This is a genomic window from Ulvibacterium sp. (genome assembly GCF_965228935.1).
In the GTDB taxonomy this organism is placed as follows: Bacteria; Bacteroidota; Bacteroidia; order Flavobacteriales; family Flavobacteriaceae; genus Ulvibacterium.
Genome location: NZ_OZ245846.1, coordinates 1,297,992 through 1,312,007, shown reverse-complemented (window position 1 = coordinate 1,312,007; position 14,016 = coordinate 1,297,992). Strand labels below are relative to the sequence as shown.

Genomic DNA, 14,016 nt, shown 5'->3' with positions numbered 1-14,016 from the left:
CGTCATGGCATATTTGGAAATAAAGAACATCCATAAAACATACGGGGAAGGAAAACAGGCCACGGAGGTCTTGACCAATATCAACCTGAACATCGAAGAGGGAGAGTTTGTGGCCATTGTAGGTTTTACCGGAAGTGGCAAGACCACATTGGTAAACTTGATCAATGGATTATTACGACCAACCAGTGGAGAGGTCCTTTTTAAAGGAAAGCCTGTGGTGGGCACAAGTCACGATCGTGGAGTAATCTTTCAAAACTATTCCTTATTACCCTGGTTGAACGTTGGGCAAAATGTGGCCATGGCCGTAAAGGAAGCATTCCCTAGAGAAAAGAAAAGTTTCAGAAAAGAAAGGGTAGCCCGTTACGTTGAAATGGTAAACCTATCAGCTGCCATCAACAAAAGGCCTAAGGAACTATCCGGAGGTATGCGGCAGCGTGTAGCCGTAGCCCGGGCCTTGGCCATGAACCCGGAGATGATCATTATGGACGAACCTTTGGGGGCTTTGGACGCCCTCACACGTGGTAATCTTCAGGACGAAATCTTAAAAATTTGGAGCCAGGACAAGCGTACCGCCCTGCTTATAACCAATGATGTGGACGAAGGGATTTATATGGCAGACCGTATTATTCCATTACGCCCCGGACCAAGGGCGACCTTGGGGCCGGAATTCAAAATCGACATCGGGCGTCCAAGGGATAAAACTGCATTAAATGATAATCCGGTCTATAAAAAGACGAGAAATGCCATTATCGAATATCTAATGGGTATCGGAGAAGAGCGCAAAGCAGTATCCCAGGAAATCTATGAATTGCCCGAACTGACTCCAAAAAGTTTTGTGGCCTAAAAACAATGGTTATGGTAGTTAAGGAGATTACGGCAAAAGAAACGCACGAAAATGGTATTTCATTTCCTTCGGATAAGGTGATGCTCGATTTGCGCGACCTAAAAAAAGTGTATCCCACCCCAAAAGGTGACTATGTGGTACTGGAACATCTCAACCTTCAGATCCTAAAGGAAGAGTTTGTGACAATTATCGGTCATTCCGGATGCGGCAAAACAACCATGTTATCCATGATAGCGGGGCTCAATCCCATCTCTGAAGGAAATATCGCCGTACTGGGCAATGCCATTAAGGGGCCCGGGCCCGATCGCGGGGTCATTTTTCAGTCGCCCAGTTTGATGCCCTGGATGACCGCACTACAAAATGTATTGCTGGGTGTAAATCGCGTATTCCCACATGCCACAAAAGCACAGCGTAAGGACATTGCCAAATACTACCTGCATAAAGTAGGACTTGGGAACGCTTTTGACAAAAAAGCCAACGAGCTCTCACAAGGAATGCAGCAGCGTGTGGGCATTGCACGGGCCTTTGCCATCAAGCCCAAGGTATTACTGCTTGACGAGCCATTTGGGATGCTCGATTCACTAACGCGTGGTGAGCTACAGGATATCCTCATCGAAATCTGGAACAAGGAAAAGATTACGGCGGTCATGATCACACACGATGTGGACGAGGCCATCTTCCTAGCGGATCGGGTGGTTATGATGACCAGTGGCCCACGTGCCAAAATTGGGGACGTCCTTACCATAAACTTTGAACGTCCGCGAACTAGAAAAGCGGTATTGGAGCATGACGATTACTACAAATACCGGAAACACCTAATTGACTTTTTGGAACATTAAAAAAGAATAACCACCTAAAACTACGTATTATGAAAAGAGGTTATAGTTTATTTATCCTAGTTATCCTATCGGTTCAGTCTATATCTGCACAGTTTAGTCTGGATGCGCAATTTAGGCCAAGAACCGAGTACAGAAACGGTTTTCAGTTCCTACAGCGGGAAGGAGTCGACGCCGGCTTTGTAACAAATACCAGAGCAAGGATCGGAGTAGGTTTTAAAACCGAAACATATCAGATATATCTTAATGTCCAAGATGTTCAAATTTGGGGTGAAAACCCACAGCTTGTTCCTGTGGATGGGAACAACTCCTTTTCTCTATTTGAAGCGTGGGGCGAATTGCAATTTGGTGGCGGGTGGTCAACAAAATTGGGCCGCCAGGTACTGTCCTATGATGATCAGCGTTATTTTGGCGGATTGGACTGGGCGCAGCAAGGACGATACCATGATTTAGCGATGATCAAGTTTCGTCAGGAAGGCTTTATGCTGGATGTAGGTTTGGCATTCAATCAAGATTTGGATAACCTTGGTGGACCATTGTTCGGTTTCAAAAATTCCGGGACCGAGTTCAATTCGGCCAACCCTTTTCAATACAAGACCATGCAGCATCTTTATGCCAAGAAAGAATTCAAGGCGTTTAGTGCTAGTCTAGTCCTGGCCAATTTAGGGTTCCAACAAATCGATACGGAAACAGGTGACGCTAGCGACATAAGAAATACGTTTACGGCGGGCACCCACTTGACTTACAAAAAAGGAAAGTTTGGTTTAGAGGGAAACGCATTCCTACAGACCGGGGAATTTGTTACAGGGATTGATATCGATGGAGCCTATCTATTAGGGTTGGAAGCATCTTATAGCGTAAGTCCAAAAACCAAATTAGGGCTTGGTATCGAAGCCATTAGTGGGGATGATCCATCTACCGGGGGTACGGAAGCATTCTTACCTCATTTTGGCACCAACCATAAGTTCAATGGATTTATGGATCATTTTTACGTCGGTAACTGGATCAACAACGTTGGTCTCTTGGATATCCATGCCAGTGCAACCTTTAAGTTAGGTGAAAAAACAACGCTTTTTTCAAAGTTGATGAGTTTTCAGGGCATGGAAGATACCCCGAGTGGGGAAAGCGGCCTTGGTACCGAACTGGATCTGGTATTGACCCAAAAATTCAAGGATTTTGCACTTCAAATAGGGTATTCCCAATTATTTGCCGCAGATGGATTGGAAGAATTGGAAATCGCCCGTTTGGGTGCTACGGAACCTGTGGATTTCAAAGGTTCACAAAACTGGGCTTGGGCCATGATCATTATAAAACCCACCCTCTTCACAACGGCAAAATCGGATAAATAATACTAAAAAGCTTTGCTTCGCAAGGGTCATGTCGACTAAACTGTCGGGGTGATCCTTTGTGTTTTGTAAAACCTGAACAAAATCCGTTATTTTTGTACTATGTCCGAACCTGACCAAGGCAATACGATCAAAATTATTCTTGCAGATGACCATGCCTTGGTCCGAGATGGTATCAGGGCGTTATTGGAAGAAGAATCGGATATGGAGGTCGTAGGAGAGGTATCCAACGGCTATGAGGCCTTGGAAATGGTAAGCGAAAAGACTCCGGATATTTTAATCATTGACATTCGGATGCCCGAACTTGGTGGAATTGAAACGGTAGAGCGGTTAAATAAATCCCAGGCGGCCGAAACCAAATGTATTATTCTATCCATGCATGATTCTGAGGAATATATTCTAAAGTCCGTTCAAGCGGGCGCTTCGGGATATCTTCTAAAGGACACGGACAAAAACGAATTCTTAAAGGCCATCCATGCCGTTCAGGATGGTGGAAAATACTTCAGTGGGGATATTTCAAATGTATTGGTCAACAATATAATCAGCCCAAAAAATCAAGTAACACCTCAGCTTTCAAAAAAGGATAAGGACATCCCTTTTGATCTTACCAACAAAGAGCTACAGGTACTGGAATTGGTTCTTGCCGGATTTACCAACAAAGAGATTTCCGAAAAACTCCAGAACAGTAAGCGCACCATAGAAACCCATAGGTTTAACCTCATGAAAAAAATGCAGGTGAAAAATTTGATGGATCTTTCCAAAAAAGCGAGAAAGCATCGATTGGTGCAAGTTTGAACCTATCAAAATTAAGGGCGAATTATTACGAATCCTTCGGTTTAAGCCCATACTTTTACTATATTCTTACTACGTATTACTACGTAAATTTCTAATTTTCTCATTTAAAAGGGAGCTTTTTTTCCTATCGAATGCAGAAAAAAGAAAGTCATAACACCATATGCTCCTATTGTGGGGTAGGCTGCGGAATAACCGTTACCAAGGATACCAAGGGGGTACTTTCCGTTGAGGGTAACGAGAACTACCCGGTAAACAAGGGGATGCTCTGTTCCAAGGGAAAGAACCTAAACTACGTAGTCCAAGATACCGGCGACCGCATACGCTATCCCGAAATGCGGTGGAGCCGTAACCATTCCCTGGAACGTGTAACATGGGATACTGCCCTAAAAAGGGCGGCCGCCGTGTTTGGAAGCATCATTGAAAAACACGGCCCCGACAGTGTGGGATTTTATGTTTCGGGTCAATGTCTTACCGAAGAATACTATCTGGCCAACAAATTGACCAAAGGCTTTATAGGCACCAACAATATTGATACGAATTCGCGCTTGTGTATGAGCTCTGCCGTAATGGGATATAAAAAAACCGTGGGTGAAGACGCTGTACCTATTTCCTACGCGGACATTGAACTGGCCGATTGCTTTTTGATTGCAGGGGCAAACCCCGCATGGTGCCACCCTATTTTGTTCCGTAGGTTGGAAAGGCACAAGGAAGAAAACCCCAATATCAAAATAATTGTAGTAGACCCCAGAAAAACCCAGACCTGTGCATTGGCGGACATCCATTTACAACTACTGCCCGGTACCGATGTAATCCTGTTCAATGCCATAGCCCGTTGGTTAATCGAGAAGAAAAAAATCGACTTGACATTTATCAAAAAACACACTTCAAACTTTGAGGCCTGTAAGCAAAGTGCATTTGAACTAACGCTTCATGAGGCAGCCAAAAAATGCGGTATTCCTATAGACGATATCCGAAAAGCCGCTAGGGCCATCGGCAACGCTAAAGGATTTATCAGCATGTGGACGATGGGGCTCAACCAGAGCGTTATCGGGGTCGATAAGAACGTATCATTGCTGAACCTATCCCTCTTGACCGGGCATATTGGCAAACCCGGTTCCGGTCCTTTTTCGCTTACGGGGCAACCCAATGCCATGGGTGGTCGCGAAGTGGGGGGTATGGCCAGCCTATTAGCGGCCCATCGTAATTTGGCCAATGAAAAACACCGCAAGGAAGTAGAAGAGTTTTGGGGCGGAAAGCCCATTAAAAAAGAAGCCGGTCTAACCGCGACCGAAATGTTCGATGCACTTGAAAAAGGTACGCTCAAAGCCATTTGGATCATCTGTACCAATCCGGTAGTGAGTATGCCCAACGCCCATAAAGTCGAGGCTGCCCTGAAAAAAGCCAATTTTGTCATTGTTCAGGACATCTCACATAATTCCGAGACTACCAAATATGCCGATTTATTGTTGCCGGCAGCCGGATGGCTGGAGAAAGAAGGTACAATGACCAATTCCGAACGTCGTATCAGTTACCTGCCCAAGGTCGTTGATGCGCCAGGGGAAGCCTTGCCCGATGCCGAAATCCTATGGCGATTTGCCCAAGAAATGGGCTATCATGGTTTTGATTATACCAGCGCCAGCGAGGTATACGACGAATATTGCCTAATGACCAAAGGTACCAATATCGATATATCCGGATTATCGTACGACCGCCTTAAACGAGAAGGTAGCTTTCAATGGCCCGTTCCCCATAAAGCCCACAAGGGCACTCCTAGATTGTTTCAGGACCAACGCTACCATACCGCGGATGGCAGGGCACATTTCAATGCTCCCAAAAAACTGTATAACCAATCCGAGCAAACCGATAGTGAATACCCATTGATATTGAATACGGGAAGGGTTCGGGACCAATGGCATACCCGAACCAAAACGGGTAAGGTAAAACGCCTGCTGACGCACATACCGACCCCCTTTCTGGAAATGAACACAGTGGATGCCTTTCTTTTGGGGCTACAAGAAGGTGATATGGCAATTGTAAAAAGTCGTAGAGGCAGTGTGCGCGTAAAGGTGAAAATCAATTTCAATATCCGCGAAAAGGTGGTCTTCCTTCCCATGCATTGGGGAAAAGTGCTAAATAACGATTTTAGCCGGGCCAATAATTTGACCAACGATTTGGTAGACCCGATTTCCAAGGAACCCGATTTCAAATATTGCGCCGTCCGGGTGGAAAAATATATAAAACCGAAACAAAAAATTGTTGTTATCGGAGCTGGAGCGGCGGCATACCGCTTTATACGTTCATATCGCGAAAAAAATGAAACGGATGAACTACATGTCTTTTCCAAAGAGCCCTACCCATTTTACAATAGGGTATTGCTTCCTGAATATGTAAATGAAGAGTTGCCCTGGGAAGCCCTGCAAAAGCTGAAACAAGGAGAGCTGGAAAAGCTGGGTGTAGATCTTTATCCAGGCAACGGAATTACAGAAGTCAATGCCCAAAAGAAATACGTAGTGGATGACCATGGCAACCAACATGGATATGACCTTTTGGTGATGGCTACAGGTAGTAGGGCCTTTGTCCCCAATGAAGTGCGAATGGGCCTGCCAGGAAGATTCACCATGCGGGAACGTAGTGATGCGGACAACTTAAAACGCTACCTATACGAGACCGGGCTTCCTCCCACGGAACAACATGTGGTCATTGTAGGCGGAGGGCTTTTGGGGTTGGAGCTTGCCGCCTCACTCAAAAAGATCGATATCAACATTAGTATAATCCAACGGGCACCCCGTCTAATGGAACGTCAGCTAGATCCCGTGGCCAGCCGCCTGCTTGCCGAAGACGTGGCAGAACGTGGTATTCATCTCTATTTCGACAATGAGGTAAGTACTGTTTTTGAGGATGCCCAGCGCAAACATTCCCTGTTGGTAAGCCTAAAAACCGGACGTACCATAAGCTGCAATGCCATTGTATATGCCATTGGCACCCGTCCCAATATAGAATTGGCCAAGCAAGCTGATTTGGAAACGCGAAGAGGGGTATTGGTGAATTCGTATTTGCAGACGAGCCGTCCAGATATCTTTGCCTTGGGGGAGATAGCGGAATTTGAAAATTCCCTTTTCGGCATTACTTCGGCCGCTGAGCAACAAGCCGATATCGCGGCCAATTTCATTTTAGGCGATTTGTCCAGCATCTATTCCGGATCCGTGTCGATGAACATCCTGAAATTTGAGGATTTGGATCTTTGTAGCATTGGTATGGTCAATGCACCAGCCCATGATAGTTCCTATGAGGAGATCATTCTAATGGATGTGCGAAAGCGTTTCTACAAAAAATGCATCGTTAAAAACGACACCCTTAAGGGAACCATTTTAATGGGAGACAAGAACGAGTTTGCCGAGTTCAAAAGAATGATAGAGGAAGAAATTGAACTATCCGAAAAGCGCAACGAACTTTTACGAGGAGCCCCAAACACCCAACCTTTAAAAGGCAAGCTGGTCTGCTCCTGTGCCCAAGTAGGTGAAGGGAACATTCAAGAGGCACTCCGCAACGGGTGCTCCGATTTCTCAAAATTATGTTCCGAAACCGGGGCAGGCCTGGGCTGTGGTAGTTGCAAGCCCGAAGTAAAAGCACTTATAGATGTTGAATTCAAAGCTGCATTGTCATAAATATTGAGGCATGAACGACGATCTACACCGCATATTGATTAAAGGAGGGGTCACCTCCCCTGGGGAATTGAAGGACAGTATTGCCATGTTAGAGGCTGCAGGCCTAAACGAGGTGTATTTCGGTTCCCGGCAAGATCTTTTGTTTCCATTAAATACCCATGATGAAACTTCCCTGGAAAATATCACGAAGTACAATACGGATATTATAGATGATAGAAGTTACCAGAATATTGTTTCGTCCTATGTTTCCGCCGATATTTTTGAGATGACCTATTGGCTCAAAGGTTCTACCTACTTGTACATTTTGGAAGCGTTTAATTACTTGCCCAAACTAAAAATAAACATTACCGACCCCAGACAGCGATTGGTACCCCTATTCAGCGGGAACCTCAACTTTATCGCTTCGGAGCAGGAAGATTATTGGTATCTATACATCGATATTCCCAATGTTGGGATTTCTGGATACTATCCCGTTTTGATATACAGCTGGGATATTGTCATGATTTCAAGGACAATTGAAGCGCTGTTAGATACAGTGGAGGATTTGGATTCCCTGTTTGCCCTTCTCAATAAGACCATAGATACCAACAACAAGAGTATGGAAAAGAATTTAGAAATCCCATATTTGACCTTCCCTTACTATGAGGGGATGAACCGCATGGGCATTGACCAATATTGGTTGGGGCTGTATTGGAGAAACAATCGCTATGACCTACAGTTTCTAAAAGACTTCTGCGGATTTTGTTTGGACCACAGTATCGGAAAGATATGCATCACCCCGTGGAAATCCTTTGTCGTAAAAGGCATTAAACAACAGCACCGATCCGAACTGGAGCGTTTTATTGGGCAACGCGGAATCAATGTGCGTCATTCACAACTGGAAATGAACTGGCATTTACCGGTGGGCGATAACGATGCCTTTGAACTGAAAAAGTTTTTGGTCCGCAATTTTGATGAAAACGACATCAGCACGTACGGCCTAACCTTTGGGATAAGTAACGATGTAGGCAAGCGCTCACACTTCGCTTCGGTAATCATTGAAAAAAACCTGTCCCCTACCATAGTAAAGGATTTTAAAATACGACCCACATACAATGTATTGCACTATGAGGCCTTTGACCCCAATACGCAAACCTATATTTCCTATGCACAGGATGTGGACAAAGTAGAGCTTCCCGGCCTATTAATGGAACTTAGCAAAAAATATTTCGGACAATTGGGAGAGGGTGGGCAAACGTCCAAGGAGGTCTTGGAAGAAGAAACCGTTGCAATCCAAGCATTCCAATGTACCCTATGTCTTACCATTTACGATGAGGCTTTGGGGGATGAAAAAAATGGAATACATGCCGGCATTTCATTTGAGAAGCTTCCGGAAACCTACGTCTGTCCGGTATGTGAATCTGGTAAGTCAAGTTTCCAGAAGACCTTTATGTCTTTGAAAAAGGTATAACTTGAACAGGAAATCTTTTAGTTGTGGTATTTTAATATTTGATGGTTAAGACTTAATCCGACAACCTTAATAAATTGGTTTAAACTTTAAATTAGATTTGTCAGATAAGTACAGAAGAAAGCATCATCAGACTAAAGTTGGATTTTCCCAAAAAGGTAACTTAATACCCGCGTGCTCATTTCCCTTTCACTTGCTCTTGCAAAGCTTGTTGAATCCCTTCCAAGTGCTTATTAAACTCCGATACCTGCCCCAATAATTGGAACATTGCAGCTTGATTTCCCAGTCCTTTCATTTTGTTTTTTTCCACAAAAGTTTCCTTAATGGATTTCCATCGTGCCTGTTCTTCTTTAGACAACGACTGTGTGAGCTCTTTATACTTCAGCAGGTTGGCCTCGGCCGCACTGGTCAGCGTTTGGGACTCGTTTTCATAATGGGACAGCAACAAGGTTTCCAATTCGTCACCATTCATGATAGGAACAATTTTCGCCACCAACTTGTTCATGTCACGGTACGAACCTTGTAGTTTAAAAGAAGGTTCTGTTCGATAGGCATCTTCCATGGCTGCTGATTTGATATAAGTTCCATTCACCTGTAATACCGTATTTCTTACGCGTACTACTTTATCCAAAACAGCCAAATAGTCTTGAATCTCTTGACGGGTATGATTCCCTTTGAGCAAAGAGGTGTCTTCGGTTTTACTAACAACCATATGAATCAATTGGTAGACATCCTCAAACGACTTACTGCTTAGCTGCTGTAAGATAGGGTTGGATGTCAACGCGTTTTCAATCAAGCTAAGTTCGAACAAATCTGCGGTGTCGCCGATAATATCGCCTAAGTTGTAGATATCGGCCCGGTTGGCCAACATATCAGGGATTTGAAACTTATCCCCGCTTTCGGTATAAGGGTTTCCGGCCATGATCACACAAAACTTCTTGGCTCGTAAATCGTAGGTTTTAGCTACCCCGTTATAAATACCCTCGATCTTTCTTGTTCCGTCGGCCAAAGAAATGAATTTCTGCAAGAACTCCGTATTGCAATGCTGGATGTCATCCAGATACAACATAACATTATTACCCATCTCAAAGGCCAAATTGAGCTTCTTCAACTCTTCCTTTGCTGCCGAATTCGTCGCGGTATTGGGGTCGACCGAAGTAACTTCATGCCCAATAGCAGGACCGTTAATCTTCATAAAGATCAACCCCAAGCGGTTTGCCATGTACTCCATAAGGGTAGTCTTACCGTATCCCGGGGGGGAAATGAGAAGTAGCATCCCCATTCTATCGGTGCGTTTGTTCTCGCCGGCGCTTCCCAATTGCTTTGCCAGATTATCCCCGATCAATGGAAAATAGACTTGATCGATCAATTTATTCCTTACAAAGGACGACAATACCCTAGGCTTGAACCCATCGAGTTTTAAATCGGACTTCACCTGCTCTGTCAATTCATGTTTTGCCTTGGTAAACGCATTGAACGCCTTAACTTCATAGGAATTGAAATGCTCAAGGGTGGCAACGAACTTGTGGTATTTAAAAGCAAAAACCCCCTCGATCAAGCTCGCATGACTCCCTTTCATTTGGGTAATATCCTCTTCAGGGGTAGTAGCAATGGTCCTTGTGCCATTTGGGAATAGGAATAAACAACAAACTTCGTGTAAATACTGCTGTTGTTGTTCTGAACCATCGCCAAGATAGGCTTTGACCCATTGCCAGGCCAATGCAATTCGCTCCTGATGGTCATCCATTTCGGTATGCGGGTCGATTGCCACCTTTTCCTTTACTTTCGAGTACAACTTTTTGCCCTTCAATTTCTTGGCAAATTGCCCATACAGTTCTTGGGCGGTATGACTGATCACAAAATCATTATGGTCTTTGATTTCCTCAAAAAGATATTGGGCAATGTCATGGCTACAGGATGTATCGAACACCTGGTTCTCTTCGGCGAAGTCAGAGATCGCCTCAGCTAATTGGGCGACAACTTTTTTGTGGGCGGTGCTATTCGGAAATGTCTTTACTACCTGTCCGGCGTTTTTAAGTCTTCCGTTCCAGTGGCCGATTTCAGCACTCTTCAAGGTCTGCCAAAAGTATTGGGCAAATGCACGAATCTTAGGCGGATAGGTCAAAACCCCTAGATCATGGTGTTTTGATACGAGTTTTTGTAATATTTTTTGGGCGTCTTCGTCATGAACTCCCTTTACATAGCCTTCCGCATAATTCTTGCTCGTTTCCTCGGTCACTAGTTTCTTGAGAGCAGCATTCGACAAGTCATGCAAATAGGTTTTGTCTTCCCTTTTGAAAATCTTATACGCCAAGTAAGCGGCCCGATACACCGTTTCATTTTCGGAAACTAGTTCTTGATTCCAATACGCTTGTGATCGGGTAAGGATATCGTTTTCGATTTCTTGATAAAAGTCCGTGCCTGTCAAATGATAATACAGCCCTTCATCTTTGTATACGATGGTAAGATCCAGGGCCTGCTTATTGACCCCGAATTTATGTTTGCCCAATTTGATGATGTTCTCACCATCTTCATATAGGTCTTGCTTGTCCTTTAGTTTTCTTATGGCGTCTTCCTTGGCTACTTTAACCGCGGTTTCAATGGCCTCGGCCTTTCCTGAATCTTCCAGCTCCAAGAGCTGCTGAACGATATCGCGAATCTTACTGACCATTAAATCACCGGCAAAGTAACCGTTGATGTCGTTTAGGTTATCAAAAGTGAGTGATTTCTTGAGTACGCCCTTTAAAATTCTGTTCGCCGAGTTTTCCAAAGCTACGGTTCGTTTGTTTCTAGCCTCAATCAACGCCGTCTTTCTATTTTCAAAAGCATTATATACTTCCTCTCTCTTTTCAATAATTTGGGAAATAAAATCCTCGAAATCGGCAAACCTGCCTTCCAAGTCTTCTAATTGCAGGGCCACTTTGTTCAACAACTCATCGGTCTTTTCAGGGGTATTCGAAACATCGAGGTAGTTGATCACACTTTGATCGACCAGCTTCAGTTGGGCTACGAATTCGGCCCCTGATTCCTCCACCGAAAGTGAATTGATCTTATTTTTAATAGCTGCTTTCAACTGGTTGATCGAAGCGAAGATCAAAGAGATGTTATCAATGATTTTCGTGGTCTGCGAAGTATCCTCAATCTTTAGATTCGAAACGATCTCAATCAACATTTCAAGGTCTACCGCGATCTGGCCGACTTCATCCTGAAGTTGCTTTGTTTCAACCACTTTTGCCACTTTATCAAGCAGGCCTTGCTTTTCGGCAACACGTTCTTGATAGGGTGCTAGCGCTTTATCGTCTATCAAAAAAAGAACGCAACGTTGGGAGACTTTTTCGGTTTGTTCGGCAATCTCTTGTTCAAGCGCATCGATAAAGGAAAGGTCCACATACCGTACTTCTTTCAATCCGATGACCTCTCCTCGAAATGAACGTAGCTTTGATAAAATCCGGACAAAATCATCGATAGATTTAAAGGAACTGCTCTTTATTTTTCCGGAAATCTCTTCCGCCGTTTCCTGGGTCGCCTTTGTGGTGGTTGCCGCCGTTTTCCTCAGTTGAACGACCTTTTCAAATTCATCGATCGCCGCATTGGCCGTTTCATTGATAGCGGTAAGGGGCAGGTTGAGCTGATGGGCTTCTTCTTCGTGGATCCAATAGTAACTGTCGAGAATATCAGTTGAAAACTTGACCAAATCATCATATAAGCCTCCATAACTATCCTCCTTATTTAATAATGTTATGAGTGACTGACACTCCGCCATAGCCTCAACAATATCCTTATTGCCAATTTTATAGAGTAAGGTGTCGGTATGTTCCGATGGAATGCCAGTACTTTTCATAAAAGTGGTCTGCCATATTTGGACAACATGATGCTTGGTCTGTTCGTTGTCCGTTTTGAAATAACAAAGTTCCCCATCTTTTAAAAGTGTGAATCCGTTACAGATAATCGGAGTCTTTACCTCTTGCTCGATAACATTATAGGACATCAACACGTACAATCCTTCTTTGCTTTCATAAAACACATAAAGGAAATCTTCTCCATTAGGGGAACTGATTTTTTCCTGAAACTGCACCTTTCCTAAATCATTGTCAAACAATTTAAAGGTGCCAGATTGAAGATAATAACCGTTAGGGTAAATGACCCCTTGGTCATTGGGAAGTTGCAAGCAAGCGTCTTTAATACTAGGTATTTTCTTTACTTCCTGTATCTTGTGGTTGTATACAAAATATCGCGATTCTTCCTGAAAAGGCTTAATTTCAATGGCAATCAGGTTGCCGATTTCGGCATATCTGAACTTCCCGTCATCCAAGGTCTGGTCTTTATGAAGAACATCTTCCTTAAAAATACCAAGCCCTTCGTCCGTATTGTCTTCAATTTTAATGGTAAGGTCTCCCCCTATGGTCTCAACAAACACCTTTTCCAGAATAGAAACATGAGGATGTTCACCATACCGCTGCATATCCCGATTGGTTTCTGTCCAATTGAATTCATGCTGCGGCGGTATTTTAAATTCATGTTCACTGCGATTATTCTGGTACTTCAAGGTACCGTCATTGACCAACCATTTAAAGGTTTTGATATCCGAGATGCTATCACTCAATTGAAAGACCATATGCAGATAGTTCCCGACCATGGCGAACTTGGCAAAAATGGTATTGCGGTAATACTTATAGAGGTTTACAAAATCATTTATAAATACTTCATCGCTGATCAAATCGAGTGGCCGAGGGATGAAATTCCCTTCCTGATACTTATAGATACCAAAAACATCTTCGAGTTTGATATTGGTACGAAGCCCGAAATGCACATTGTAACCCAAAATGCTGTATTCTCCAATGGTAATGATATCCCTTGCGATACAATTATTCTCGGTATTGATTCTTTTGTTCGCGATCAATTTGGTAACCACGCTTCCAAAGACCTCTTTCCGGCCGTCGTTCAGTCGATTGAGTCGTACCTGTAAGTCGTTTTTCTGTTCCTTTAATCGTCCTTGGATGATTTCATAGGTGCCATCATCAAGTATGGTAGTGCTGGGAGTATCTTGTTTTTCTTCCTGCATTGATTTTATTTGATTAATTGA

General features: G+C 43.8%; 7 protein-coding genes. 6 read left to right on the top strand and 1 reads right to left on the bottom strand.

Translation table 11 applies throughout. From position 1 onward, the window contains the following. The first annotated feature begins 4 nt into the window (after nucleotides 1–4). The 6 genes from ACO06Y_RS05575 (at nucleotide 5) to ACO06Y_RS05550 (ending at nucleotide 8,936) form a co-directional block, all read left to right on the top strand. The gene (locus ACO06Y_RS05575; RefSeq protein ID WP_422082839.1) at nucleotides 5–844 is read left to right on the top strand and encodes an ABC transporter ATP-binding protein; all 840 of its coding nucleotides are present in this window, start codon (nucleotides 5–7) and stop codon (nucleotides 842–844) included. A gap of 11 nt (nucleotides 845–855) precedes the next feature. Continuing rightward, nucleotides 856–1,683 carry an ABC transporter ATP-binding protein gene (locus ACO06Y_RS05570; RefSeq protein ID WP_422082837.1) on the top strand — a complete coding sequence of 276 codons (828 nt, stop codon included), beginning with the start codon at nucleotides 856–858 and terminating at the stop codon, nucleotides 1,681–1,683. 29 nt (nucleotides 1,684–1,712) lie between these two features. After that, nucleotides 1,713–3,029, top strand: a complete 1,317-nt coding sequence (locus ACO06Y_RS05565; protein ID WP_422082836.1) for an alginate export family protein — start codon at nucleotides 1,713–1,715, stop codon at nucleotides 3,027–3,029. A 99-nt stretch (nucleotides 3,030–3,128) separates the two neighbouring features. Then, on the top strand, nucleotides 3,129–3,821 hold the full coding sequence (locus ACO06Y_RS05560) for a response regulator transcription factor (RefSeq protein WP_422082835.1): 693 nt from the start codon (nucleotides 3,129–3,131) through the stop codon (nucleotides 3,819–3,821). A 131-nt stretch (nucleotides 3,822–3,952) separates the two neighbouring features. Beyond that, entirely contained in the window at nucleotides 3,953–7,486 is a 3,534-nt protein-coding gene (locus tag ACO06Y_RS05555; protein ID WP_422082834.1) for a molybdopterin-dependent oxidoreductase, read from the top strand. Between the two features lie 10 nt (nucleotides 7,487–7,496). After that, nucleotides 7,497–8,936: a rubredoxin gene (locus ACO06Y_RS05550; protein WP_422082833.1), complete on the top strand. Its 1,440-nt coding sequence runs from the start codon at nucleotides 7,497–7,499 to the stop codon at nucleotides 8,934–8,936. Between the two features lie 175 nt (nucleotides 8,937–9,111). Here the strand turns inward: ACO06Y_RS05550 and ACO06Y_RS05545 are convergent, their stop codons facing one another. After that, nucleotides 9,112–13,995, bottom strand: a complete 4,884-nt coding sequence (locus ACO06Y_RS05545) for a DNA repair ATPase (protein ID WP_422082832.1) — start codon at nucleotides 13,993–13,995, stop codon at nucleotides 9,112–9,114. Nucleotides 13,996–14,016 lie beyond the last annotated feature (21 nt).

Bases quoted from the DNA above. Each gene is read 5' to 3' on its own strand.
- ACO06Y_RS05575 (WP_422082839.1), top strand. From the start codon at position 5: ATGGCATATTTGGAAATAAAGAACATCCATAAAACATACGGGGAAGGA.
- ACO06Y_RS05570 (WP_422082837.1), top strand. From the start codon at position 856: ATGGTAGTTAAGGAGATTACGGCAAAAGAAACGCACGAAAATGGTATT.
- ACO06Y_RS05565 (WP_422082836.1), top strand. From the start codon at position 1,713: ATGAAAAGAGGTTATAGTTTATTTATCCTAGTTATCCTATCGGTTCAG.
- ACO06Y_RS05560 (WP_422082835.1), top strand. From the start codon at position 3,129: ATGTCCGAACCTGACCAAGGCAATACGATCAAAATTATTCTTGCAGAT.
- ACO06Y_RS05555 (WP_422082834.1), top strand. From the start codon at position 3,953: ATGCAGAAAAAAGAAAGTCATAACACCATATGCTCCTATTGTGGGGTA.
- ACO06Y_RS05550 (WP_422082833.1), top strand. From the start codon at position 7,497: ATGAACGACGATCTACACCGCATATTGATTAAAGGAGGGGTCACCTCC.
- ACO06Y_RS05545 (WP_422082832.1), bottom strand. From the start codon at position 13,995: ATGCAGGAAGAAAAACAAGATACTCCCAGCACTACCATACTTGATGAT.